This is a genomic window from Mesorhizobium sophorae (genome assembly GCF_002270415.1).
GTDB classification, from domain to species: domain Bacteria; phylum Pseudomonadota; class Alphaproteobacteria; order Rhizobiales; family Rhizobiaceae; genus Mesorhizobium; species Mesorhizobium sophorae.
Map to the genome: position 1 here is coordinate 128,079 of NZ_NNRI01000017.1, position 23,843 is coordinate 151,921.

20 protein-coding genes are annotated in these 23,843 nt (G+C 59.2%); 5 read left to right on the plus strand and 15 right to left on the minus strand.

Features of this window, described 5'->3' with window-relative positions; genetic code table 11:
* Position 1 precedes the first annotated feature (1 nt).
* The 3 genes from CGZ66_RS25090 to CGZ66_RS25100 are packed head-to-tail and all read right to left on the minus strand — an operon-like array spanning position 2 to position 3,098.
* A complete protein-coding gene (locus CGZ66_RS25090) occupies positions 2-391 on the minus strand; it encodes a response regulator (RefSeq protein ID WP_095089082.1) in 390 nt (129 codons plus the stop codon).
* Positions 388-1,035, minus strand: coding sequence for a response regulator transcription factor (locus tag CGZ66_RS25095; protein ID WP_095089084.1), 648 nt, complete (start codon positions 1,033-1,035; stop codon positions 388-390). The genes CGZ66_RS25090 and CGZ66_RS25095 overlap by 4 nt, the downstream gene beginning before the upstream one ends.
* Entirely contained in the window at positions 1,032-3,098 is a 2,067-nt protein-coding gene (locus CGZ66_RS25100) for a PAS domain-containing sensor histidine kinase (protein WP_095089086.1), read from the minus strand. Before CGZ66_RS25100 ends, CGZ66_RS25095 begins: the two co-directional genes overlap by 4 nt.
* 438 nt (positions 3,099-3,536) lie before the next feature.
* Between CGZ66_RS25100 and CGZ66_RS25105 the strand changes: the two genes are divergently transcribed.
* Positions 3,537-3,833: a hypothetical protein gene (locus tag CGZ66_RS25105; protein ID WP_095089088.1), complete on the plus strand. Its 297-nt coding sequence runs from the start codon at positions 3,537-3,539 to the stop codon at positions 3,831-3,833.
* Positions 3,834-4,098: 265 nt separating this feature from the next.
* Positions 4,099-5,625: a DegQ family serine endoprotease gene (locus tag CGZ66_RS25110; protein ID WP_095089090.1), complete on the plus strand. Its 1,527-nt coding sequence runs from the start codon at positions 4,099-4,101 to the stop codon at positions 5,623-5,625.
* Between the two features lie 304 nt (positions 5,626-5,929).
* Here CGZ66_RS25110 and CGZ66_RS25115 read toward each other — a convergent pair whose 3' ends face one another.
* The 6 genes from CGZ66_RS25115 to CGZ66_RS25140 all read right to left on the minus strand — a co-directional run bounded on the left by CGZ66_RS25115 (position 5,930) and on the right by CGZ66_RS25140 (position 14,953).
* A complete protein-coding gene (locus tag CGZ66_RS25115; RefSeq protein ID WP_143748850.1) occupies positions 5,930-6,988 on the minus strand; it encodes a helix-turn-helix domain-containing protein in 1,059 nt (352 codons plus the stop codon).
* Between the two features lie 766 nt (positions 6,989-7,754).
* Positions 7,755-8,087, minus strand: a complete 333-nt coding sequence (locus tag CGZ66_RS39340; RefSeq protein WP_143748851.1) for a hypothetical protein — start codon at positions 8,085-8,087, stop codon at positions 7,755-7,757.
* 247 nt (positions 8,088-8,334) lie between these two features.
* On the minus strand, positions 8,335-9,240 hold the full coding sequence (locus tag CGZ66_RS25120) for a hypothetical protein (RefSeq protein ID WP_143748852.1): 906 nt from the start codon (positions 9,238-9,240) through the stop codon (positions 8,335-8,337).
* Complete coding sequence (locus tag CGZ66_RS39345) at positions 9,233-9,556, minus strand: hypothetical protein (RefSeq protein ID WP_143748853.1); 324 nt, start codon at positions 9,554-9,556, stop codon at positions 9,233-9,235. Before CGZ66_RS39345 ends, CGZ66_RS25120 begins: the two co-directional genes overlap by 8 nt.
* Before the next feature lie 1,087 nt (positions 9,557-10,643).
* The gene (locus tag CGZ66_RS25135; RefSeq protein WP_095089100.1) at positions 10,644-13,784 is read right to left on the minus strand and encodes an efflux RND transporter permease subunit; all 3,141 of its coding nucleotides are present in this window, start codon (positions 13,782-13,784) and stop codon (positions 10,644-10,646) included.
* The gene (locus CGZ66_RS25140; RefSeq protein WP_167392242.1) at positions 13,781-14,953 is read right to left on the minus strand and encodes an efflux RND transporter periplasmic adaptor subunit; all 1,173 of its coding nucleotides are present in this window, start codon (positions 14,951-14,953) and stop codon (positions 13,781-13,783) included. The genes CGZ66_RS25135 and CGZ66_RS25140 overlap by 4 nt, the downstream gene beginning before the upstream one ends.
* Positions 14,954-15,025: 72 nt before the next feature.
* Between CGZ66_RS25140 and CGZ66_RS25145 the strand changes: the two genes are divergently transcribed.
* Positions 15,026-15,712 carry a hypothetical protein gene (locus CGZ66_RS25145; protein WP_143748854.1) on the plus strand — a complete coding sequence of 229 codons (687 nt, stop codon included), beginning with the start codon at positions 15,026-15,028 and terminating at the stop codon, positions 15,710-15,712.
* 583 nt (positions 15,713-16,295) lie between these two features.
* Here CGZ66_RS25145 and CGZ66_RS25150 read toward each other — a convergent pair.
* Positions 16,296-16,595 carry a hypothetical protein gene (locus CGZ66_RS25150; RefSeq protein ID WP_143748855.1) on the minus strand — a complete coding sequence of 100 codons (300 nt, stop codon included), beginning with the start codon at positions 16,593-16,595 and terminating at the stop codon, positions 16,296-16,298.
* A gap of 257 nt (positions 16,596-16,852) precedes the next feature.
* Between CGZ66_RS25150 and CGZ66_RS40000 the strand changes: the two genes are divergently transcribed.
* Positions 16,853-17,062, plus strand: a complete 210-nt coding sequence (locus CGZ66_RS40000; RefSeq protein WP_167392243.1) for a hypothetical protein — start codon at positions 16,853-16,855, stop codon at positions 17,060-17,062.
* A gap of 352 nt (positions 17,063-17,414) precedes the next feature.
* On the opposite strand, the gene rpoH is transcribed toward CGZ66_RS40000, so the two are convergent.
* The 4 genes from rpoH to CGZ66_RS25175 all read right to left on the minus strand — a co-directional run bounded on the left by rpoH (position 17,415) and on the right by CGZ66_RS25175 (position 20,993).
* Positions 17,415-18,305: an RNA polymerase sigma factor RpoH gene (gene rpoH, locus CGZ66_RS25160; protein WP_095089107.1), complete on the minus strand. Its 891-nt coding sequence runs from the start codon at positions 18,303-18,305 to the stop codon at positions 17,415-17,417.
* Positions 18,306-18,441: 136 nt separating this feature from the next.
* On the minus strand, positions 18,442-18,816 hold the full coding sequence (locus tag CGZ66_RS25165; RefSeq protein WP_245331207.1) for a response regulator transcription factor: 375 nt from the start codon (positions 18,814-18,816) through the stop codon (positions 18,442-18,444).
* A gap of 117 nt (positions 18,817-18,933) precedes the next feature.
* Positions 18,934-19,602 carry a response regulator transcription factor gene (locus CGZ66_RS25170; protein WP_095089110.1) on the minus strand — a complete coding sequence of 223 codons (669 nt, stop codon included), beginning with the start codon at positions 19,600-19,602 and terminating at the stop codon, positions 18,934-18,936.
* Entirely contained in the window at positions 19,599-20,993 is a 1,395-nt protein-coding gene (locus CGZ66_RS25175) for a sensor histidine kinase (protein ID WP_167392244.1), read from the minus strand. The genes CGZ66_RS25170 and CGZ66_RS25175 overlap by 4 nt, the downstream gene beginning before the upstream one ends.
* A gap of 522 nt (positions 20,994-21,515) precedes the next feature.
* Here CGZ66_RS25175 and CGZ66_RS25180 point away from each other — a divergent pair.
* The gene (locus tag CGZ66_RS25180; RefSeq protein WP_280952825.1) at positions 21,516-22,742 is read left to right on the plus strand and encodes an oxalate decarboxylase family bicupin; all 1,227 of its coding nucleotides are present in this window, start codon (positions 21,516-21,518) and stop codon (positions 22,740-22,742) included.
* A 163-nt stretch (positions 22,743-22,905) separates the two neighbouring features.
* Here the strand turns inward: CGZ66_RS25180 and CGZ66_RS25185 are convergent, their stop codons facing one another.
* Positions 22,906-23,841 (minus strand): malonate decarboxylase subunit epsilon, encoded by a 936-nt coding sequence (locus CGZ66_RS25185; protein WP_095089118.1) that lies wholly within the window; start codon positions 23,839-23,841, stop codon positions 22,906-22,908.
* Positions 23,842-23,843 lie beyond the last annotated feature (2 nt).

The window sequence follows — 23,843 nt, forward strand, 5'->3', positions numbered from 1 at the left end:
ATTACTCCCCGTGCGATGAGGCCAAAACGGCCAGGGCGACCGCCGCAAGCAATGCTGAAGCATCGAAGGGCTTTCGAAAGAACCCATGATGACCTTCAGCAGCCGCGCGCCTTTGGTCTGCGGCTTCATGGCGCGCCGTTATGAAAATGACGGGCAAGTCGGGGCGCACAATTCGCGCACGCCGGCGAAGCTCGAAGCCGTCGACAACTGGCATGCCGATATCGGCAATCAGGCAATCTATCTTACGCAACTCGTCGCGTTCGAGGAAAGACTGAGGGGATGAGAACAGACGCACCGAGTGCCCCGCCGACTCCAGGAGATCCTCGATCGACTCGAGGACCCGAACGTCGTCATCGACAACTGCGATCGTTGATTTCCGTACAGTTTTCATTTCGAAGATGTTCCTGCGCGCCGAGAATGAGTTACTGGTACTTGCAGCCTTTGGGCGATCCTCACGAGATCGGCCAGCGATGCTGCCTGCATCTTGTGCATGATCTTGCCGCGGTGGATTTGCAGCGTCACCTCACTGATCCCAAGTTCGGCAGCCGCCTGCTTGTTGAGCAGACCGCTGACGACCAGCGGCAGAACCTGGCGTTCGCGAGAGGTCAGGGAGGAAAGGCGGCGCTGTAGCGCCACAAGCTCGGCCCGCTCCTGGCGGGCGCCGCAATCCCGATCGATCGCCGTGTGGATGGACTTCATCAACTCGGTTTCGCTGAACGGTTTGGTGAGGAAGTCCACGGCGCCGCGCTGGATGGCGCGTACAGAAGATGGAATGTCGCCGTGTCCGGTGATGAAGACGATAGGCGGATGTTGCTCGTGGCCGGTCTGTTTCTGGAATTCCAGCCCGTTGATGTCCGGTAGTTCGACATCGAGGATCAGGCAACCGGGCAGGTCCGGTCGGGGAAAAGCTAGATATTCGGCAATCGAGTTGAAGGCGACGGAAGCCAGGCCCCTTGCCGCCAGAAGGTCGCACAGCGCCGCGCATATGCGCTTGTCGTCATCAACGATGAAAATGATACAGTCGTCCTGGGTCATGCCGCATCGCCCGATTGGATCGGCAGCGTAAACGAGAACACCGTTCCCCTTGGCTCGATGCTCTCTGCCCAAAGCCGGCCGTCGTGTGATTCCAGTATCGAGCGACAGATTGCCAGGCCCATGCCCATCCCCTCCGCCTTCGTGGTGAAGAACGGTTCGAAAATTCGTTCTGGTTCGGCAATTCCGTCGCCGTTGTCGCGGACGTCGACCAGGATCGCGTTCTCCCCATAGCGACGTGATCCAAACTTCAGTGATTTCGACACGTCGGTTGTCGACTTCATTGCGTCGATCCCGTTGCGGACCAGATTGACCAGCACCTGCTGCATCTGCACGCGGTCGGCGAGCACCAGCGGCAGCGCCGGATCGAGATCCGTCCCAACGTAGATGTCCTGCGAGACTATTTCGTCGAACAAAAGCTGACGCACCTCGCCGATCACCTCGTTGAGATTGATTGAAGTTCTGGACGAGGCGGTCTGTGTGAAGAGTGCTCGTATTCGGCTGACGACCTCGGCCGCGGCCATGGAATCGCGAACGATTCGCTCCGCGGTAATGCGTGCCCGCTGCAGGTTTGGAGGATCCGCCGACAGCCAGCGTTGGCAGGCATGACTGTCGGTGATGACAGCCGCCAAGGGCTGATTGACCTCATGCGCGATCGAGGCCGACAGCTCGGCGAGGCTCGCAAGCTGCGAAGCGCGCGAAAGCTTGTCCTGGGTCGCACGAACGGCGTCATGTGCTCTCATCTCGTCATCGATGTCGATGATGACGCCGTACCATTTCACGATGCGGCCATCGTCGTCCCGAAGTGGCAGGGCGCGATTGTCAACCCAGCGATAGACGCTGTCGCCCCGGCGGTTGCGGTACCGCATGGCGAAAGGCTCCCCGGTCTTCAATGAATGCATCAGGTTCCTTTTCACAGCCTCCAAGTCATCGGGATGCATAAGGCGTCCAAGTGCCCCATCCAGCCTGGAACCCTCCTTGGGCTGACTGGGGTCGATCTTGCGGCCGTAGTAGGTTTCCAACTGCTTGTTGATGTAGGCTGGTTCGCCCTCGGGAGTGACGGACCAGACGAGTGTCGGTATGGTGTCGATAAGTTGCTGGAGTTCATACTGTCTGGCTCGCAATGCCTCCTCGGTCCGCTTGCGATCGTCGATGTCGGTGTTGCTCCCGAACCACTGGACCACAGTGCCAGAGGCATCGCGCACTGGCTCGCCTTGGAAAAGGAACCAGCGGTACTGGCCATCAAAGCGGCGTAGCCGGGCCTCGATCTCGCCCGCCGCACCAGCTGCCAGGAGAGATCGCCAGTATTCGACAAGCCGGTCTCGATCGTCCGAATGTATGGCGGCAGTCCAACCCCAGCCGGCTGCCTGCTCCTGAGACAGCGCCGTGTATTCGTGCCATCTCCGGCTCAGGAATTCGGTGGAACCGTCTGGGCGGGCGGACCAGACCAGTGTCGGAAGAGCGTCGATCAGCCGCTGGAGCTGGAACTCTCTGGCCTCCAAAGCCTGTTCCACTTTCTTCAAGTCATCGATATCGAGCAGGACACCATACCACCCGATGAACTTGCCGTTCCGATCGTGCCTGGGGCGAGCCGCGACACGGAACCAGCGATAAGTCCCATCGTGGCGACGAAGCCGGCATGCGCCATGAAATTCCTGGCCATTCTCCAGGCATTGCGACATGAGGCCTGCAGTTCGGTCGAAGTCCTCCGAATGAATAACCTGCCGGCAAGGGAGATTGCTGGTGTCGACGGTGCCGAGATAGGCCCGAAGGCTCGTGCTCACCTCGGTTAACCGGCCTTCCGTGTCGACGATCCATGCCGGTCCGGGAATGCGCTCCAAGAACTCATGCGCGTCATACCCAGTGCGATCCAACGCACCCTGCCCTTGCGACCCTTGAATGAGAAAGCCGGTCAAGATCGCAGTCGCGGCGAGGAGGGTCAAACTCACGTAGATATTGGGTCCGGCGGTCTCAGCCAATTCGCTGGACAGCCAGAATACCGACAAGCCGGCGCCGGAAATGGCTATTGTCGAGCCATACTTCCGCAGCGGCGGCTTTGCTTTCATTTTTGGACACCTCCGGACGCAGCTATTGCTGCCGCGTAAATCGGCATCAGGACATCGCCCTGCCAGAAGACGACACGATCGGTCCCCCGAGATATCGGACTTCTACCACACTATATCAGAACAGGATGCCACCCAGGCATAATGGAAAGATGTGATAGACGGCCGGTCGCCCGCCGCGGCCGTAACACCAGGGGCGATAACCGCAAGGAAGGGCCAGCCGCCGCAAAGCAGACAAAGCCGTCCACAAACCAGCGGGTATGCTGCTGTCGAACGCGATGGAAGGCGGCCCAAGAATGGCACGTAGATGAATGTCGGGCTGGCGGCAACCTGTCGGAGTCGGTCACGATGTTGAACATCTACGACAGACGTCTTCCAAGATCGAAGCCACCAATTTTCTGCGGTAGCGGTTGCCGGCGGAATACGAAGAGGAGACTACAAATGGGCAGCAATCGAGCGCTGGTGCAGATTTCATCCATTGGCGCCGGCGTTTTCTTGTCGATCTGTCTTGCCGGCACCGTAGCGACCGCTGCAGCCAAAGACCAGGACACCGTGGCAAGCGTGGTTGCCGACCAGGTGCGAAGCCAAGGCTTCCCTTGCAGAAATCCAAGTTCTGCCAAGCGCATTGCGGCCGAGTCCGTGCCAAATCAGACCGCCTACCTGCTCCGATGCGAAGGGACAACCTACCGGGTGCTCTTGATTCCAGATCAGGCAGCTGAAGTGGCCAGAGTTGACTGAAGCCTTATGCGCGCCTCCCGCGAGGAGACATGTCGACAATCGACGTGGTCGATCTCGAAAGACACTGCGTCGCACCGCTAGTAGCCCTCGCAGTCTTGCCAACAAAAGCACAAACCGGAAGCAACCAGTACCAGCCTAGTAAATCGGCTTGATCGGAAGCTAATCAGCGAGGCTAGCGCATCCGATCGGCCGTACGCCGGATAGACGGTTCCGCACGAGGAACACGCCACGGCGCCAGGACCAAAGCCTCGCACGGGTCGCGACCATGTCAACTTTCAACATCCTCCGCAGGCACCGCGCCGTGCTGCTTTTCTCCGCCATCCTCGTAGCGCCGCTCGTCGCTGGGGTTGCTCTGAACGCGAGCTTGGCCGATACGAAAATGGACTCCTCCCCGGAGGCCTCCGCCAATCGCGCTCCGGCCACCTCCTATGCTCCGATCGTTGCGGCCGACAAACCGGCAGTGGTGACGATCACGTCGATCATGAAAACTTCATCGGCGCCCGATGGCCAAGCCCAGCCCTCGGACAGCGGTCTGTCGTCCGATGAACGGCTGCCTCGATTCTTCAGCAATCGAGGGATTCCGGCGCCCAAGGCACCACCGCAGGGAGCGACGCAACTGGCAGAGGCCCTCGGCTCCGGCTTCATCATCAGTTCAGACGGCACCATCGTCACCAACAACCATGTCATCGACGGAGCTTCGGATATCATGGTGACGCTTGACGATGGAACCGAGCTGCCGGCAACCCTTGTCGGCCGCGACGCAAAATCAGACCTTGCGGTCCTGAAAATCAGGGCTGGGAAGCCTCTTCCCACTGTTGCCTGGGGCGATTCCGACAGACTCAGGGCAGGCGACCCCATTCTGGCGATTGGCAATCCGTTCGGCATCGGAACGACAGTCACTGCGGGAATCGTTTCCGCCCGCGGGCGCGACCTCAACAGTGGTCCCTACGACGATTTCCTTCAGATCGACGCGCCGATCAACCACGGCAATTCGGGTGGACCTCTTGTCGACACCAACGGCACTGTCGTCGGTATCAACACCGCGATCTACTCGCCCAATGGCGGCAGCGTCGGCGTCGGATTTGCGATCCCTTCCAATGAGGCCGAAAAGATCGTCGCCAAGCTGGTGAAGAACGGTTCGATCGAACATGGGCTGCTCGGCATCGAGATGCAGCCGATTACAACGGACCTCGCCAACGCCCTCGGCCTGCCGACGCCTGAAGGTGCTTTGGTCGCGGATGTCGGCGACGGATCGCCCGCCGCTCATGCCGGCATCGAGACCGGCGACGTCATCACCGGATTTGCCGGTCAAACCATCAACGAGCCCAAGACCCTGTCTCGAGCCGTGGCGGATCTCGTGCCGGGAAAAAGGGAGGTACTGTCCGTTTGGCGCAATGGGAAGACAGTTGCGTTGTCGGTGGTCATCGGCGGCAATGACGCCAGCGTCAAACCGGTGGCCACAATCAACTCTGCACAGCCGCTGCATTCCAGTTTTCCAACACTTGGTCTGGCGCTTGGTGACCTCGATCGAACCGTTCGCCAGGCCTTGAATGTGCCTTCACAGGTTAATGGTGCCGTGGTCGAGGGTGTCGATCCGGACCAGCCGGCAGCCACCTCCGGCATCGAATTGGGCGACATCATCATCTCGGTCAATGGCGTGCCGGTGAAGACGGCGAAGGACACCAGCCAAGCCATTAGTGTCGCAGCAAAATCCAGCAAGAAGTCGGCGCTGCTGCTGGTCAAGCGCGGCGACCAGCAGACGTTCATCGCTGTGCCATGCGGCAATGGTTGAAATGTGCAGATGCCAAAACCGCCGGAATGGTACGTCATATTGACGCGAAACGATTTCAGTCTCCTGAGGGGACGAAATGCGGTCACCGAGTTGCCCCCTCGGCGAGAGCGATCAAGCGGAAGTGGCGGATTGGGCGGAGAAAACTCGCCCGTCAATTGCGCCAGAACCCAGATCTCCGATCAAGGCCGGGAAGGTGAGAGCCAGAACGAAGTCTCGATCGAAGAGCGCCGACTTCAGGGTCGAATTTCAAGAACTGCGCAATTCCCAGCCAGGCCGGGTCCCAGCCAGCCGGGCCGTCCAGGGCCTATGCGAGGCTCCGCTGGTAAGCACTCGGCGTCAGGCCGGTCGCCTTGCGAAAAGCGGCCGTGAATGAGCTGGTTTCGCTGTATCCGACAGTCAATCCGATGTCCGTCACCGAATGAGCTCGCGTCGCAAGGAGACCCTTGGCATGCTCGATTCGACGGTTGATATGATACCGATGCGGAGGCATCCCAAAAGAAAGCTTGAAGGCGCGGCAAAAATAACATGGGCTCAACCGGGAAAGCTCCGCGAGAGTAGCGAGCGGTACCGGTTCGCCCAAATGCGCCTCGATATGGGCCTTTACTATCCGCTCCTGCCAAGCCGCAAGTCCGCCTCGAAGCTGAGGTTCGGCTCTCGGCGTCCTCTCGTGGAAACGGACCAACTCATGAGCCAGGACGATGCCCAGTGCTTCCAGGTAACGCCAATTCTCCAGGTTTGGACTTTCGAGCGACCTCATCAGTTTAAGGGCGGTGCCCAAAAGCGTTGCGTCCTCAAAGAAGAGCTTCGCAACGAACGTCACATCGGTCATGCCAGCGTTGAACGGAACTTGCAGCTTGGCAGGATCAAGATAGACAAACATGAGACGCGCAGCCGTCCGCGGCGCATGCCATTCGAGATATTCGCGACCGGCGGGCACCAAGGTAAGCCGGCGACCAAAATCCCGCAGTTTCGACCGGGGCAAACCTTCGACGAAGGTGTCACCGTCTCGGCGCGTGCCCTGTTCGTAGACCACCAGCAAGTGCATGGGCGCGCGAAACCGGAATTCGAATTTGTCACGACCGGCGGCTTGGACCACCTCGGCAACTATCCCATCCGAAATCACCGTGCGACTACTCACGGCGTCGCCTGAAGATATCTCGACACGGCAATCGGCCCCATCGGCGCTCTGTCGCCCGAACTGCGCATGCGCCACGGAGTTGGTACGCTGTGCCTTTCCGCCGTTGAACGGAGCGCGCCAATCCGCCGACAAGAATGGGTCCGTTTGCTCCAGTCGCCGAGCATTGGCCGCGAAGGCAGCAATCGCGGGTAAATCGATGTCGCGGGAGGCAGGATTCATCAACATGGCTTGGCGCACATCCTTCGGGTTATCCCATCTGATGTCAGCGTAAAGCGCCGGTGATGATGTACTCCATTCTACATCCGTAGGTGGACTTAGAGTATTGGTCTGAACTGCTCATACTTTGGTTTGTGATTGGACGTCGCGATCGATTGTAATGGTGCATGTACCGAGCGGACCAATGGGCCGGTTCTTCAATTGCGGCCGATCCCAGGTGATTGGTCGATTTGGCGCGGCTGTGCGTCAGGTCTTGATGACCTTGTGCGGGGTCCCCTGCATGGCCTGGGCTTTTTGCCGTGCGAAATCCGCAAGCTGGATGCAAAGCCGGCAAGAACGACGAAGCACCGGCAGCAAAAACCACTAGGTTGTGGGTGGGCTTTGCGATCGGTGGTTTCGATCCGTTTTCGTCACCATCGTGGCAGCGCTCCAACTCGTGCCAGATTGGTTCTCCGGGCCCCCTCCCACGCCCGCCGATCGATTGTGAAGGCTCTCCTCCCCCGGGAGCGTTTCTCACCGCTCGAGTTCTTGGGCCGATGACATGTCGTCATCGGCCCATTTTTCCCTCCTGCCTTCCGAGCAGGAACCGATTCACGGTCGATCGCCGGAGCGTTGCCGGCGTCGGGACCTTCAGCGATGCGACTTGCTTGCGGCGCGATGCATCGCGCGGCTTCGGAGACAGTATCCGACGTCGCAACTGGCGCTCGACAAGTCGACGGCGGTCAAGTCAGCCTCAACCGCAATCACCGCGTCGTGAGGGGCGCAACACCTCTCATCAGAACCGGTTCATGCCTGAAAAGAGATCGGTCGGGGGATACTTGTCCCCGTCGTTATCGAGCTGCGATGCCGGCTTCTTGGCCGATCTGGTTGTCGGTACTTCACCGTGCCTCGGCAACGAAGTGTGGTTGCTATTCGTTTTTCGTTCGACACGATCGAACTTTGCCTGCATGCGTCCTGGAGGCGAAGCTGCGGCAGCGGCCCAAGCGGTTGACAGAAGGACTGCCGCGATTGCAGCCCCTATTGAAAGAGAACCCATGCGATTCACCTGTTGTGTCGTTCTGTTGCACAGCGCGGCAAAATTCGAATTGGCGATAGAGATATCGCTCATGCCCGCAATCCTTACATAGGTTTCGAAATACGTTCCGAACCACTATACAAAGCACATTAAGCATTTCTGCAATTGGTTAGTTACTTAATATTCAAGTATCATTCCACACATAAGAAATGATCTGGGGCATAAGGCCAGCAGTTTATTCCTGCCGCCAGCTTTCGCCGATTCGCCGGCGGTCCTCGCGTGGCGGCTTCGTCCCTGACGGCGGAGACCTGGACAGACTCATGCACGGCGCGGCGCGCGATCAGTCGAAGATCGGCTTTCCGATTCCGTTCGAAAAAATGTTGCCGAGATAGAGGTGGAGTTGTGCACGCACGCCGATGTCGCGGCCCGAACTCGCATTGATCGGAACGATCGCCTCCACCCCGAGTTGGGCGTACTCGCCCACCCAGATAACGCCAGGATTGATCGTGCCCGTGGTCTGTCCAGCCGACGGCCCGTTCAGCGGCGTCTGCATTGCGAATTCCACCAGCGGCACCAAACCCTCGGCGAAGCGATGAGCATTACCCTTGTCAGCGGAATGCGCATTGGTGAGCAGGCTGTATTCCAGGGCAAAGCCCCATTGCAAGATGTCTGGGTTGTCGACCGCGGTGGCGTCGGTCAGGGTGGTGGATTCGGTCGGCAGCGCGACTCCTAGGGTCGCGGTGACATTGACCGGACGCAGCCACGCCAGCGAATCCGACAGATCGCCGAAGCCCTTGCCGACGTAAAGGGTCGGTGTCAGCGTCGAGAACGACTTAGCACCGATGTCGGACGATCCGGTGCCGCCCAGCGCCAGCGTACCGCCTGCCGAGAACACGAACTCGTGCTCGGCATTGGAATAGACTTCATATTGGGTGCCGAGCACCCAATCGTCGAAGCCCGAGCGCGTGCCCCCCCGATCGACCATGCGGTAGTTTGCGGTGAACGACACGGACCAATCCGGGGTGATGAGCTTGCTGTAGGAGAAAGGAAAGTCGATCTCGCGCGAGCCGGTGTCGGGCAACTGCATCAATTGGGGAAAATTGACGAAGTCAGCCGGGGTGGGAACCACGGTCGCAAGCGTCGAGGGGAAGAAGCGGTCCCCAACGTAGGACGCCGACGCTTCCGAACATGCAACGAGAGGCACCAGGAAGCTGGGCACCACAAGGTACCGCGCCCGGTTAGCCATCCCACTTTCCTGCTTGACGCGTCCGACGCCGGTCGCATCGTCGATGAGACTGGGTCGGTTCAGTCCGGGCATCGTCTTTCTCGGCAAACCAAAGCAAGACGATCACCAGGTCTGAATAGATGGCGAAGAAAATCAGAAACGATCTGGCGACCAGGTCCGCGGTTGAGCCCGCGAGCACGACGAAAAGGCAGAGCGGCCCCGTCATGGCGAGGAATTCGAACCAGTGCGTCTTACCGATACGGTCGCGCCACGACAACGCATCGATGATCGCCGAGTCGAGTGGGTCGATGCCGGCAGAGATCGCGGAGCCAGGCACCGAAGCATGCCGACGGCGGCCCAGAGGGAAGGAGCATCCGAGTTGGACAGTGCCCGTTGCTCTCGGCCTCCAGGCCGTCGCCTCGCGAGCTGCGGATCCGACTGGTCGAACTGCGATCGCCGTCCAGGGTGGCGTGAGATTCATGTGCAGCAGCGTCGTCGAGCCGCCAATGGCGATGCCCTGCTCCGTGAGGGCTGTTCCGGTCGCCAGCAGCGCGCGCCCGCCTCCAGCGGCGGACTCGCAAGGCCGCATCGACTTCCTGGGTGCCATGCGTTCAAATCCTCGGTATTGAGCGCCGAATGTTGCGTCCAAGCAAAGAAATGTCTTTCGCAAACGCCACCCCAATTCGCGTTTCGCCCGTTGCGCCGATTGGCTTCTTCAATTGGTTTCCAGGCGAAGCCGGGGACCAGCGTGCCGTTTGCGGATCGCGCAGCGACCCCACTGTGTTCGTCGTTCTCGTTAAAAACGGTGTACGTCGGACGCCTCCCGACAGACAATCCAAAGTAACTTCTTTGCCATTTGGGTTATGCAGCCATACCAATGGATTATTCATGCCAACGGCAAAATCTATGCATGCTTCCCCGACCGCGAAGGAGCAAAAGAATGAAATGCTTGAACTGCGTAGGCGCGGTGAAAATACCCCACCAGTACTACTTCTGCTCCCAGGAATGTTTCGGAGAGACAACCCGTAACACCAATTGGAGGATGTTGAGCGATGGCCTTCCGCCTACTGGTTTTCCTGCTGGTGGCCAGCCCCGCACTGGCCCAGGACCACACTTCCCACGTCCCCATTGGCCCTCCCGAGGGCAATTACGGCCAGGGGCACGAGAAGTGGCACAGCATCTACATGGGGATGCATAACACGCTGGGTGGCTCATGCTGCAACGGCGGCGACTGTCGGCCAACGGTTGGCAAGTTCGAGGGGGGAAAGTGGTGGGGCAAACTCAACGGAGTATGGACGCCGATCGAGCCATCCAAAAGGGTGCCTGAACACCCGTACTCATGGAACGAAACGGCCCACATTTGCGCGACTGGGAACAGCGTCTACTGCTTCATACCCTCTGACAACGGGACCTGATCCTCTCCCCTAGCCGGCTGGGTGCCTCGTTTCGGAGAAGAGTTCGCCCTGCTCGGGTTCCACAGGCGGTGTTTTTGCGCCTCGCAAGCCACCCAGGAATTTGCCGAGCCGCTCAAGATACAAGTAGACCACCGGTGTCGTGTAGAGCGTGAGAATCTGCGACAGCGCCAAGCCGCCCACGATCGTGTAGCCGAGCGGCTGGCGGATTTCCGATCCGGCGCCAGTGCCCAGCATCATCGGCACGCCACCTAGCATCGCCGCCATGGTGGTCATCAGGATCGGCCTGAAACGTATGGTGCAAGCGCGGTAGATTGCCTCCTGTGGACTGAGACCTTCGTTCCTCTCGACCTCGAGCGCAAAGTCGACAAGCATGATGCCGTTCTTCTTGACGATGCCAATCAGCAGGATAACGCCGATCATGGCGATGACGCTGAAATCCATATGGACCGCCATCAGCAAGAACAAGGCGCCTATAGCGGCTGAAGGCAGCGTCGATAGAATGGTGATCGGATGGATCAGGCTCTCATAGAGCACGCCAAGGATGATGTAGATCACCACCAGCGCCACTCCGATCAAGATTGGTGTACCTGACAGCGCCGATTGAAAGGCTTGCGCGTTGCCCTGGAGGCTGGTTGCAAGCGAAGCAGGCTTTCCGGCATCGCGTTCGAACTGCTGGATAGCTGCGACCGCATCTCCAAGCGCCGCCCCGGGCTTTAGATTGAAGGAGATCGTGACCGCCGGAAACATGCCTTGATGATTGATCACGATCGGCGCAGCCTTCGTCATGCTGGTCACCAGGGCGCTTAATGGCACCTGCTGCCCTGTCGAAGAATTCAGATAGATATCCTTGAGCGCCTCGGGACCGTACTGGAATTCCGGGCTGACCTCGAGAACAACGTGATACTGATTGAGTTGTGTAAACATTGTGGAGACGATGCGCTGGCCGAAAGCATCGTCGAGCGTGTTGTCGATCGTCGACGGGAGGATTCCGAAACTCGACGCGACTTCGCGATTGACGGTCACATCGAGCAGTGGTCCTGCATTCTCCTGATCGGTGGCCACGTCAACGATTCCCGGCATGGCTCTAAGCTTGTCGAGGAATATCGGTGCCCAATGGTTGAGCTCGTTGGAATCGGCATCGGTCAGAGTATATTGATACTGCGTTTTCGAAACCCGACCGCCGACAGTGATGTCCTGTGCCGCTTGCATGTAAAGCGTTATGCCTTGAATCTTGGCGAGTTGGGATGACAGCCGGCTGATCACCTGATCGGCGCTGACGTCACGTTGGTTGTTTGGCTGCAAGGCAATGTACATTGTCCCGCGATTGAGCGTGCTGCCGCCAGTTGCTCCTATCGAGGCTCCGACCGAAGCTACCGCCGGATCCTTAAGCACAATGTCGGTTACCGCCTGTTGACGCTCGGACATGGCCGGGAACGAAATATCCTGGTCGGCCTCGGTGACGCCGATAATCAAGCCGGTGTCTTGTTGCGGGAAGAAACCCTTCGGGATGATGACGTAGAGATAGCCGGTGACAGCAATCGTTCCGAGCATGACGAGCAGTGTCACGAAAGTGTGCCGCAGGACGATCCTTAGGCCCCGTTCATACAATCCAAGCAGCGCGTCGAAGCCGCTTTCGCAAATATTATAGAGTCGCCCGTGCCTGACGTTGGCCTCATTCTTGAGCAGACGCGCGCACATCATTGGCGTCAGCGTGAGCGAGACCACCAGCGAAAGGATCAGTGAAACGCTCACCGTTACCGCGAATTCCTGGAAGAGTTCGCCGACATAGCCTCCCATCAGAAATAGTGGAATGAACACTGCGATGAGCGACAGCGTAATCGAAATGATGGTGAAGCCGATTTCGCTCGAGCCCTTCAGCGCAGCCTCCATCGGAGTGAGGCCATCTTCGATGTGACGGACGATGTTCTCGATCACGACGACTGCATCGTCGACGACGAAGCCGACCGCGATCGACAAGGCCATGAGTGACAGATTGTCGAGGCTGTAACCAAGCACATAGAGCACGGCAAAAGTGCCGACGAGCGAGAGGGGTACGGTTATTGCGGGAATGACCGTTGCCCAGAAATTGCGCAGGAACAGGAATATCACCATCACCACCAGGGCGACGGTCAGCATCAACGTGAACCGCACGTCCGCGACCGAGGCACGGATGGTTTGTGTGCGGTCTGAAACGACCGATACCTTGATGCCGGGCGGGATCGACGCTTGCAGCTGGGGCAGCAGAGCCTGAATGCGGCCAACCGTCTCGATCACATTGGCACCGGGCAGGCGCCGGATAGCCAGCAAGATGGCGGGCTTCTTGTCGTACCAGGCGGCGACAAAGTGGTTCTCCGGCCCGTCTATCGCGGTGCCGATGTCGCGGATGCGTACAGGGGAGCCATTGCGATAGGCGACGATAACATCATTGTAGGCGTCAGGTTTGAGCAGTTGGTCGTTTGTGTTGAGCGTGAAGGTTTGACGCGGGCTATTGAGCGTGCCCTTCGCAATATCAACATTGGCCTCGCCGAGCACGTTGCGAACATCTTCAAGGCCAATGCCGCGGGCCGCGGCCGCTTGCGGATTGACCTGCACACGGATCGCCGGCTTCTGCTGGCCGCCAATGCCAACAAGACCCACGCCGGAGATTTGGGAGATCTTCGGCAGCAGGATGTTTTCCGCGTAGGCATCGACCGTCGTCAGGGGAAGGGTGTCGGATGTCAGCGCGAGCACCAGGATCGGAGTATCCGCCGGATTAACCTTGCGGATGGTCGGCGGATAGGGGATGCCCAGCGGCAGATCTGGGCTTGCGGCATTGATCGCCGACAGCACGTCAACCGCGGCGCTGTCGACGCTGCGGCTGAGGTCGAACTGAACGGTGAGTTGTGTGCTGCCAAGCGCGCTGGTCGAAGACAGCTGGGTCACGCCGGGGAGTTGGCTTATCTGTTGCTCAAGCGGGGTGGCTACCGACGACGCCATGGTTTCGGGATCGGCACCGGGCAACTGCGCTGACACCTGGATCGTCGGAAAGTTGACGTTCGGCAAGGATGCGACCGGAAGAAGCTGGTAGGTAGCCAGCCCACACAGCAGCAGACCCACCATCAGCAGGCCTGTCGCGATCGGCCGGCGAATAAAAGGGGCCGAGACATTCACGGGATTGCCTGCTGCACTGCGCTTTGCAGGGCGGCTTCATCAGCGGCTTTGCCCCGCAGCACTTGAACGGGGGCGCCCTCCACGAGCTTGTATTGCCCGTCGACCACGACGGTTTCGTTCGCCTCGAGACCCGAATCGATAAGGGCTTGTCCCTCGGTCAACTGGGCAACAGTGACAGGCCGTATCCGCGCGGTTCCATCAGGCGCGATCACGTAGACATAGGAGCCGTTTGGACCTTGCTGCACTGCCGACCCGGCTACCGTCAGCCCCCCAGTGCGGGTATCAAGAAGCAAACGTACATTCACGAGCGCACCCGGCCAGAGTTGGTTCCTGGCGTTCGGAAACGTGGCTCGGAGGCGGATCGTGCCCGTCGTCTGGACAATCTGGTTGTCGAGAAGCAAAAGTTTGCCTTCGTCGAGCTTGGTCTTGTCGTCCTGGCTGTAGGCAAAGACCGTTAGCTGCCCCTTGGCCATCTGCTTCTGGATTTGCGGGAGCGTTTCCTCGGGCAGCGTAAAGATCAACGAGATCGGCTGGACCTGCGCAACGTCGACCAGACCAAAAGTATCGGTCGGGTGAATGATATTGCCTTCGTCGATTTGCCGGATACCCGTTACACCATCGATCGGCGAGGTCAGACGGGTGTAGCTCAGATTGATCTGCTCGGCCTGCAGCAGAGCCTCGTCTGCCTTGATTGTCGCCTGGAGCTGGATTACTTCGGCTTTCTGCGTGGCTACCAGTTGGGAAGTGGCAAAGCCCTTCGCCAGCAGTGGCGTGTAACGGTCCAGATCTGCCTGCGCATTGACGAGCAGCGCCTGGTCGCGATCGCGAGTGGCGGTTATCTGATCGATTTGTGCCTGATAGGGATCTGGGTCGATCTGCGCCAGCAGATCGCCTTTTTTCACGGTCTGGCCTTGCGTGAATGTGATCTTCGTAATCGGTCCTGAGATCAGGCTGTGCACGACCACGTTGTTGTAGGCGATCACCGTTCCTACACCGCGAAGGTAGATCGGCACATCGTGACTGGCTACCTTTCCGGCAATGACCGGAACTGCCGAGGCAGGAACGGAGACCGCCGCAGGTTCGGAATGGTCGTAGACGTGTTTGGCTGCAAGCCCAACGCTGCCGATCATGATCAGCAGCGCAGCAACAATGAAGGGTCGCTTGCGCATTGAGGGCTCCTACGACAGCGGCTCTTAAGGGATCAGTTCTTTCAGCAGCCGGATGTCGACGGCGTGCCGCTCATGCCCGTCAGCCCCGTGCTGCCACATGGTGTGCCTGATACATTGAGCATAGGAATCGCTACCTGTGGATTTGTTACCGGATCGGCCAACGCGGGTGTTGGAATGCCAATTGGCGAACTCACTCCCAAATTGCTGAGTTCCGAAGACCCAAGCGGAATCCCAACTGCGGCCCCAAGACTCGTGGACGGTGTCCCGGTGGTCATCGATGGTGTCGCTGTGGTGCCGAAAGACGACGCGCTCGACGCCGTCGAGTTGCAGGTGCCCGACGCTGTTGAAACCGTCGGGTTCACAAACGACGTCCCGCTCGTGGATGTGGTTGTGTTCATGCCTCCGCCGTCGAAAGTGGAAAGGGCGGAAGTCGCTGCCGCAACTTCGGAACTTGACGCCAAAACACTTGGCGCCAAGACATTGGCACACCCGGAGTTGTTGGAACTATCCCCGATGCCCACGGTGCTACCCGTCAAGCCACCCGGATCGAGCTCGACCGCGCCCAGGGGAATAGCAACCGGATTGAGGGGCGAACCAATTGCAGAAAGCGGCGATGTCAGTCCTGTCGCGGGTGTGGTGCTGATTTGCGCCGAGCTCGGCCCGCTGAACAAGAGAGCGACCGCAACGGTAATCAGCAAGATTGGCATCGCAACATCATTCTCATTTCGCATTGGAACTACCGTCGTTTCATGTGTCTAGGTAGGGGCAGAGAACATCGTACTAATCCCACCGCCCTAACTTCCCGAGGCCAAGGATTTCATATGTGCAGCCAGCACTTCCTCGGGTCGTTGGGAGGGTCGGATTTCGCCCGGTCAGATCGAGATGATGCCAGATGGTGGGGAAGCGCTCTTCCCTAAAGGCGGCCGGATTTCCCTATTCGCACGCCGACCCCGAGCATTTGTGAGATTTGGACAAGGTCGCGTTCCTTGTCGGAATGGGCCTCGCCATTTCATCAACCCTACGATGCGCTGGCTGCTCAATACGAGCATGTGCTAACCGCGACAGGGCGCGGGGTCGGACCATGGATTGGCGGTTGGAAAGGTCTACTAAAGTGGTGCCCGAGCCTGCCAGCATTCCTTCCGATCTCGCGCGACGGCGCCCGGATATTCACGCGGCCGCCGCCGACATCGGCGTGGCGGCGGCGGAATTCTATCGATTAAGTTGAATGGATCGGCGGCCTTCGACGCCCAAGGCTGGGAACCGGCTGACGGCCAATGCGATCACAACCAATCTCGGCCCGAGCATTTCGATACCGATTTCCAGGACGGCCGGCTGAATTGGGTTACAGGCAAGAGTGCCAGATACCATTGGATCCGTAGTAACTCGGGTTCACGGCGTCGAACGAGCAGTAAGCAGTATCGGTGTCGTCGTTCAACCAGAGCTGGCTATCATATTCCCGGTCGCCAGCTTCCCGACCGCCAAAAAAAACTTTGTGGTGCTGGCGGTTGCCAATGGCACCGCTGCTGAAGTGTACGGCATGACCATCCCTGCCGTCGCTGCGCGCCATGGAGACCGTCACCGAGCCGGTGGCCAGCATCACGCCCAAAGTAATCTTTGCCAATATTGCTGCTGATTTTCTCACGATATGCTCCTTCGGGTTGAGAATTCATGGAATTTTTGAAAAATTCCAGTCAGGCCGCGGCTCGGCAGACGTGCGAGCCAAAACCTTCAGTGTTCGAATCCGGTCCCCACTCGCACCGTGGAGTCCGGATTCGAAGAGGCCGTGGTCGTTCACGGACAATATGGGTAAAGGGCGCGATACTCATTGTATGGGTACGGGTAACCGCAGTAGCCGTCGTCATAGAAATCACTGCCGAAACCGCGGTCCCTTCCGAACCTATGACCGTCGCCGACATGGACACCACGGACATGGCCGCCGCCGCCCAAGATTGCGACACGACCGCCATTGCCAAAGCCTACGCCGTGGCCACCGCCAAAGCCTTCGGCATGACCGCCACCGCCCATGCTCATACCATGACCGCCGCCGCCAAAGCCGCCGCCACCGCCATGGCCGCCGCCACCGCCGTGCGCCATCGAGACCGTCGCTGAGCCAGCCGCCAGCATTGCGCCCATGACGATCGTCGCCAAGAATGATGTTGATCTTTTCATAATACGCTCCTGTAGTTGAAGCTTTCTTAGTTGCTGAAAGCAATATTAATATAGATACAGGAGGCGGTTTTCAGCATGATACGCTTGTTTGATTCTTGTATATCTTATAACTACAAACATTCTCTCTTGATTGCATGTGAAGCCGTCAGTGCGCTCTGCGGGCAGTCCTTCACGGCCTCGGCTGCAAGGTGTCCTGCCCAGTTTTGCGCGACAGGCATTTGGTGCCGGCTAGATTGGCATTGCTCAGCGCCGATTTGCGCTCCGCAGCCGACCCTTCTTCCGTCGTGTCATTTCACACCGACAGCGGCCTGGGGTTGTCCCGTTTCGCATAGCTAACCTTCACTGCGCTTTGCAATTTTTCGAAGGCGCGCATCTCAATCTGGCGCACACGCTCGCGCGAAACGCCGAATTCGCTGGAGAGATCTGCCAGACTCCTCGGATCGTCCGCAAGCCGACGCGCCTCGAGGATGCGCCGTTCGCGTGTGTTGAGAACGCCAAGCGAGTCGATCAGCGCCCTGTGCCGGCCGGAAGCTTCCTCGAACTGAACGAACTTGTACTCCTGGCTGTCCTCGCCCTCGACCAGCAAATCCTGCCATTGGCCCTCAGCCTGGCCTCGCAGGGGCGCATTGAGCGACCTGTCCCCGTCCATGCGACTGTTCATGTACACAACTTCTTGCTCCGTCACGCCAAGGTTGCTTGCGATGAATTCCACGTGCTCTGGACGCAGGTCACCGTCGTCCAGTGCCGAGAGGCGAGCCTTGAGTCGCCGCAAGTTGAAGAACAGCTTTTTTTGATTGGGCGTCGTACCGATCTTCACCATCGACCAGGAGCGCAGGACATATTCGCGAATGGACGCCTTGATCCACCAGATCGCGTAGGTCGCCAAACGAAAGCCGCGCTCCGGTTCGAAGCGATTGACCGCCTTGATCAGGCCGATGCTGCCCTCCGATATCACCTCCGACATCGGCAGCCCGTACCCGCGATAGCGCATGGCAACTTTGGCAACGAGGCGAAGATGCGACACCACCAGCTGGTGAGCGGCCTCCGGATCGTTGTCGTCGCGCCAGCGTTTTGCCAGCGTCTGTTCCTCCCCCGGTGTCAGCATGGGGAGATGTTTGATCTCGCCGAGATAACGGCGAAGCCCGCTTTCGTTCGACAAATCTGTTATTGCTGCGCGCGCCATGAAGCACTCCTTGCCTACCTCGCAGGGGATCAATAGTTTCTCGACGCCCATAGACGTTCGATGTTGGCTTCTCTGTTCAGCGCTGCCGCTGGTTGCGGCGTTGTTCGCCTGAAGCTCGAAGGTGCATCAGGTGCTGCTAACGCGCGTCATGAAGCGCAGAATCGATACAGTTGATCATGGCCTGGCTGTCCAACGGCTTGCCGAAGAAGCCGATTGCGCCCGTTTCCCGAGCGCGTTTGCGGACCCGTTCCTCTGGAAAGGCGGTGATCAAAATGGTCGGTATGTGATAGCCATGTTCGATCAGATGATCCTGTAGTTCTATTCCTGTCATTCCGGGCATCTGGATATCGCAGATCAGGCACGACGTATTTTCCAGATTAGATGACATCAGGAAATCCTCGGCCGATTCGAATGCAAATGCGATGAAACCCAACGATCTGACGAGGCTTGCAGTTGCAAGTCGAACCGACTCATCGTCGTCGACGATCGAGATCATCGCGTTGCGGGTCAATTCACTATTCCTCCGTGCTTGCCGATGGCCCAAGCATTGCTGTTTCAACGACTGTTTCTCGGCGAGATATTACGCTCGCGGTCACGAAAGCGAAAGTTATACAGAGGTGTAACAATCTTATTTTCCAGGAGCGTCTATCCCCAGGGCTCCGGCCATCTTCACCAGGTCGGCCAGAGTTCTGGCGCCCATTTTCTTCATCAGGCGACCGCGGTGGATTTTCACCGTGATTTCACTGAGTTGCATCTCGCCAGCGATTTGCTTGTTCATCAATCCAGTCGCGACAAATGCCATCACCTGGCGTTCCCGAGGGGTCAGGGTGCCCAGAAGGCTCTGCAGTTCCGACAGCGCCCGGTCTTGCTCTCGCCGTTGCCTGTCGCGCTCCAGAGCGCCGGCGACTGCATCCAGAATATCCTGATCACGGAAGGGCTTGGTGAGGAAATCGACCGCTCCGGCCTTCATGGCTCGTACTGACATGGGAATGTCGCCGTGACCGGTCATGAAAATGATCGGCAAGTGAATGCCTGCCTTGCCCAATTGCGTTTGAAATTCGAGTCCGCTCACCTCCGGCAGCCGGATATCGAGCACAAGGCAGCTTGGACCGTCGGGAAGCCGACTGTTCAGCAGCTCGGGAGCAGAACCGAAAAGCTCGACTCGCGTTCCAACAGATCGAAAGAGGCTGCTTAAAGCTTCACGCAGCGACGGATCGTCGTCCACGACCAGAACAGTCGGAGGCACAGCGCCGTTGCCGACTTGTGGTTGGGAGGGAGAGGCGGGGCGTCGGATCATGACCCGGCATCCTTTTCGACGCGTGGCAGGGAAAATTGAAATATGGCGCCGCCGCCTGGATTAGGCACGATCCATACACGGCCTCCATGTGACTCGACGATCGACCGGCAGATCGACAGCCCCATGCCCATTCCGTCCGCCTTGGTGGTGAAGAAGGTCTTGAACAACTGACGTGCATTATCGGGATCGATGCCTGGTCCCGAATCCTGGACCCTCACATTTGCCTGGTTCGATTCATCGATCGAAGTCGTGACGAGAATTTCTCGCAAGTCGTTGGTACCAGAGGCCATTGCCTGAATCGCGTTGATCAACAGATTGATCAGGAGCTGTTGAAGCTGGACACGGTCGCCAAGTGCGGACAGCGCCTGGTTGGCTAGATCCAGTTTCAGGGTGATGCGATTTGCAACGAGTTCACGCTGCACCAACGTGAGTGATTCCTCGACGATCTCGTTCACGTCGACAAGGGCCATCTGGATGTCGCCCTTCTTGGACAACGCCCGGATTCGATGGACGATATCGCTGGCGCGTTGGGCGTCAGCGATGCTCCGCTTGACCGCGCTGCGGACCTCATCCAGATCGGGCTTGTCTCGATCCATCCATCGCAGGCACGCCTCGCCGTTCATAACGATGCCGGCAAGCGGCTGATTCACCTCGTGCGCGATCGAGGCCGTCAATTCACCCAATGTGGTGAGGCGTGTCACATGGGCGAGTTCCGCCTGGGCCTTCAGGACCTCGGTTTCGGCTCGCCTGCGCTGTGATATGTCCGTATTCGTTTCGAGAACCGCCAACGGTCTGCCGTCGGCATCCTTCTGCAGCGACCACCGGCTGGAAACGACGACGACGGATCCGTCGCGCTTCGCGTGCACGAGCTCACCTTCCCAGCGGTTGGAGCTGAGCAGTTCCCGATTGATCTGGTCGAGCCTAGCTGGAAAGACCGTCTGCAGGAGCTGATGGGTGGACTTTCCCACCGCGTGTTCGGCCGACCAGCCGTAAATGGCTTCAGCACCACGATTCCAATAGGAAATCAGACCGCCCATGCTGCGTACGAAAATCGCGTCATGCGTCAAATCGAGCAGTTGCGCCTTTTCGGATAGATCGGTCGACGTCGACTGGTTTTTGAGCACCAGAAGGGCGGTAATGACAATGGTCGCGATGCTCATGACGCAGCGGCTGAGCGCGCCACCACTGGCTTCGCTTCCGTGAACAAGCCAGAAACTCAGCACGGTGAGCCCTACACAGGCGAGCGAACACAAGACGATGCCACGCCTGCGAAAGGCGGTGGACGCGAGCAGAACAACGACCACATAGAGGACCGAGACAGATCCCGCAAATGGATCTAGTGTATCGACAGCGAATATTCCGGCGGCAAGAAGGTTGGCAAGAGGCGCCACCAGCCGCGAATTGCTCGATGCTCGCGGAAATAGTCTTTGCCGCATAAGGTCTCTGCCCAGCTTCTGGTCGACGCTTGCGCGCTGATCGACCTCCTTGTCGCACCGGTGTCTAGGTCTAACTTAGGCAGCGAAATCCTTTCTGCTTGTTCGAAATTGCGGTCGTCGGTGCCTGATTGCACCTTTGTCACGGCAACCGCGCCGCTAACCAATCCTGGGGATCGAGCGACCCATCAGCGGCACAGGCTTGAGAGCGAGCCTACAGCATCGGATCCGGCGGAAAGCATGCAGGCAAAACGCAACGCCCAAGTTCTGGCGGCGACACGAGAGGTATGACGACACAGGCTCGGTTGCGCCACGGCCACGATCATCGTGCGATTCAGCTATACCATGCGTCAACAGGAAAGACCTCGTCAGCGCCCGATCAATATCGTGTGCCTTGCGTGCAAATCGGACACTCATGCGGTCCGCGGCCGAACCAATTCGCGCAGTCGAGAAGCCCACCGCAGCAAGGAATGAAACAAAATGAGGATAGCCACCGATAAGATTTCCCGTCGAACCATGTTGGCTGCGACAGCAGCTGGCGGCTTGCTCACGACGGCGACACTGGCCCAGGCGCAAAACGGTGACCCGCTAGCCAACGGCCGCGGCGGCACCAACCCCGGTCCGATGGATCCTTCCCGAATAGCCCAGAATCCGGACCTTATGATCCCACCGAGCACGGATGCGGGCAGTCTGCCGAACCTGCGTTTCTCGTTCGACGATGCCCATATCCGACTGTCTGGCGGCGGCTGGACCCGGCAGGTGACCGCACGCGAGCTCGGCGTCTCCAAGGACATTGCCGGCGTGAACATGCGCCTGAATGCCGGCGGTGTGCGCGAGTTGCATTGGCACAAGGCCGCCGAGTGGGCCTATGTCCTCTACGGGAACGCACGCATCACGGCAGTCGATGCCAATGGGCACAATTTCGTCGACGACGTCGGCGCGGGTGACCTTTGGTATTTCCCGCCGGGCATTCCACATTCGATCCAAGGCCTTGATCCAGACGGGACGGAGTTCTTGCTGGTGTTCGATGACGGCGACTTCGACGAGGATAATACCTTCCTGCTGAGCGACTTTCTGAAGCACACTCCTCCCGAAGTGCTCGCCAAGAATTTCGGCGTTCCGGCATCGAGTCTTGCGAACGTCCCCGATCCCAGCGAGCTTTACATGTTTCCCGCGCCGGTTCCGGGGCCGCTCAGCGCAGACAAGATCGCTGGCGCGGTCGAGGTCGCGATGAGCTTCAGCCATCGCATGACGGCACAGGCTCCGATGAGGATGAAACACGGGACGGTGCGAATTACCGACAGCGCCGTGTTTCCTGTTTCCAAAGCAATCGCGGCGGCCCTTGTCGAGGTCGAACCGGGAGGGATGCGCGAGCTGCATTGGCATCCGAATACGAACGAATGGCAGTACTACATCCAGGGCCAGGCCCGCATGGGGGTGTTCGCGGCATCGGGCGAGGCCCGAACATTCGATTTCCAAGCCAACGACGTCGGCTACGTACCCTTCGCCATGGGGCACTACATCGAGAACACAGGCAATACGACACTGCGATATTTGGAGGTATTCAAGAGCACCTACTTCGCCGATGTGTCACTGAATCAGTGGCTCGCCCTCACACCGCCGGAATTGGTCCGCGTCAGTTTGCGCGCCGACCCGCAGTTTCTGCAAGCCTTGCGTAAAGGGAAGTCGCCCATCGTGCCGGCCTAGAAGCGCGTCGCGTTGAACGGATCCGATCGACGCATCGTCCCAAAACCGCTGCACATGGGTTCGAGAGCGAGGGCATGCTTTTGTGGTCCTGCAAGTTGGTGGCCAGGTAGCCGCCCGGCACCGTCAAAATAGCTGCGCCATGGCACACCGACGCGCTCGAGATTCACTTGCTTGAGTGGTCTTTAAGCCAAGCGTAAGCGCCCTGAAGAGTTCTGAAGTCTTCCAGGCTTCGTGCTGGGATGTCGCGATATGCGCCGACTGCCATTTCGCTCAACGCCCGCCCGGGCCCGAGTTCGAGGAAGGCCGTTGCGCCGCCTTCGACGCAACCCTGCAGGCAATCGGCCCATTGCACCGTTTGCGATATTTGCGCCGCCAGTTTGTCGAAACCTGACTTGGTGTCGATGACAGGAGAGCCGTCGACTCCGCTCAAGACACGCGCGCCGGCAGTCGGAGAGCGCATCAGGCGAACATGGCACAGGCTCGCCCGAAACGCGGCAGACGCCCCGGCGAGTCGCCTCGTATGGGAAGCAACCTCCACAGGTAACCCGACAACCCTGGCTGCGTCCGCCTTCGCTTCGTCGGCAAGGGCTTCCAAAGTCGCGCGGCTCCCGCCGAGGACGAAGGCGTTACCCGGATTGACGATAGCGATTGCGGCATTGTGCCGTTCGCATAGCCTCTCGATGGATTTGCGGGAAAGGCCACGGACGAAAAGCAGCCCGTCTCCACCGGGGGAAGCAGCGTCCATCGCTTCCGCGCGACGCGCGACGAGGTCCAGCGTATCGGTCGCGCTGAACAGACCTGCAACACCCCAAGCCGCCACTTCGCCGACGCTATAGCCGGCGACGGTCAGCCGGTCGGGCAGCGTGTCCCGCAGCGCCGCCGCGGCTGCCAGCGCCTGCAGCGAGCAGAGGATCTGTCCAATGCGGTTGCGGGGCAGGGCGTCGCCGGATCCGGTCCGCACGATCTCGCGCGGATCCCTGTCGCCGAGCAACGTTGCGGCATGGGCAAATAAACCGGCAGCTTGCGGCGCATCGGCGGTCAGGGCGAACATGTCCGGATGCTGCCGCCCCTGTCCGGAGCAGAGAATTGCAAGGACCATCG

Bases quoted from the DNA above. Each gene is read 5' to 3' on its own strand.
- CGZ66_RS25110 (WP_095089090.1), top strand. From the start codon at position 4,099: ATGTCAACTTTCAACATCCTCCGCAGGCACCGCGCCGTGCTGCTTTTC.
- CGZ66_RS25095 (WP_095089084.1), bottom strand. From the start codon at position 1,035: ATGACCCAGGACGACTGTATCATTTTCATCGTTGATGACGACAAGCGC.
- CGZ66_RS25170 (WP_095089110.1), bottom strand. From the start codon at position 19,602: ATGATCCGACGCCCCGCCTCTCCCTCCCAACCACAAGTCGGCAACGGC.
- CGZ66_RS25090 (WP_095089082.1), bottom strand. From the start codon at position 391: ATGAAAACTGTACGGAAATCAACGATCGCAGTTGTCGATGACGACGTT.
- CGZ66_RS25100 (WP_095089086.1), bottom strand. From the start codon at position 3,098: ATGAAAGCAAAGCCGCCGCTGCGGAAGTATGGCTCGACAATAGCCATT.
- CGZ66_RS25120 (WP_143748852.1), bottom strand. From the start codon at position 9,240: ATGGCTAACCGGGCGCGGTACCTTGTGGTGCCCAGCTTCCTGGTGCCT.
- CGZ66_RS25180 (WP_280952825.1), top strand. From the start codon at position 21,516: ATGAGGATAGCCACCGATAAGATTTCCCGTCGAACCATGTTGGCTGCG.
- CGZ66_RS25145 (WP_143748854.1), top strand. From the start codon at position 15,026: ATGCCCGTCAGCCCCGTGCTGCCACATGGTGTGCCTGATACATTGAGC.
- CGZ66_RS25140 (WP_167392242.1), bottom strand. From the start codon at position 14,953: ATGCGCAAGCGACCCTTCATTGTTGCTGCGCTGCTGATCATGATCGGC.
- CGZ66_RS25115 (WP_143748850.1), bottom strand. From the start codon at position 6,988: ATGTTGATGAATCCTGCCTCCCGCGACATCGATTTACCCGCGATTGCT.
- CGZ66_RS39340 (WP_143748851.1), bottom strand. From the start codon at position 8,087: ATGAGCGATATCTCTATCGCCAATTCGAATTTTGCCGCGCTGTGCAAC.
- CGZ66_RS40000 (WP_167392243.1), top strand. From the start codon at position 16,853: ATGACCGTCGCCGACATGGACACCACGGACATGGCCGCCGCCGCCCAA.
- CGZ66_RS25185 (WP_095089118.1), bottom strand. From the start codon at position 23,841: ATGGTCCTTGCAATTCTCTGCTCCGGACAGGGGCGGCAGCATCCGGAC.
- rpoH (WP_095089107.1), bottom strand. From the start codon at position 18,305: ATGGCGCGCGCAGCAATAACAGATTTGTCGAACGAAAGCGGGCTTCGC.
- CGZ66_RS25105 (WP_095089088.1), top strand. From the start codon at position 3,537: ATGGGCAGCAATCGAGCGCTGGTGCAGATTTCATCCATTGGCGCCGGC.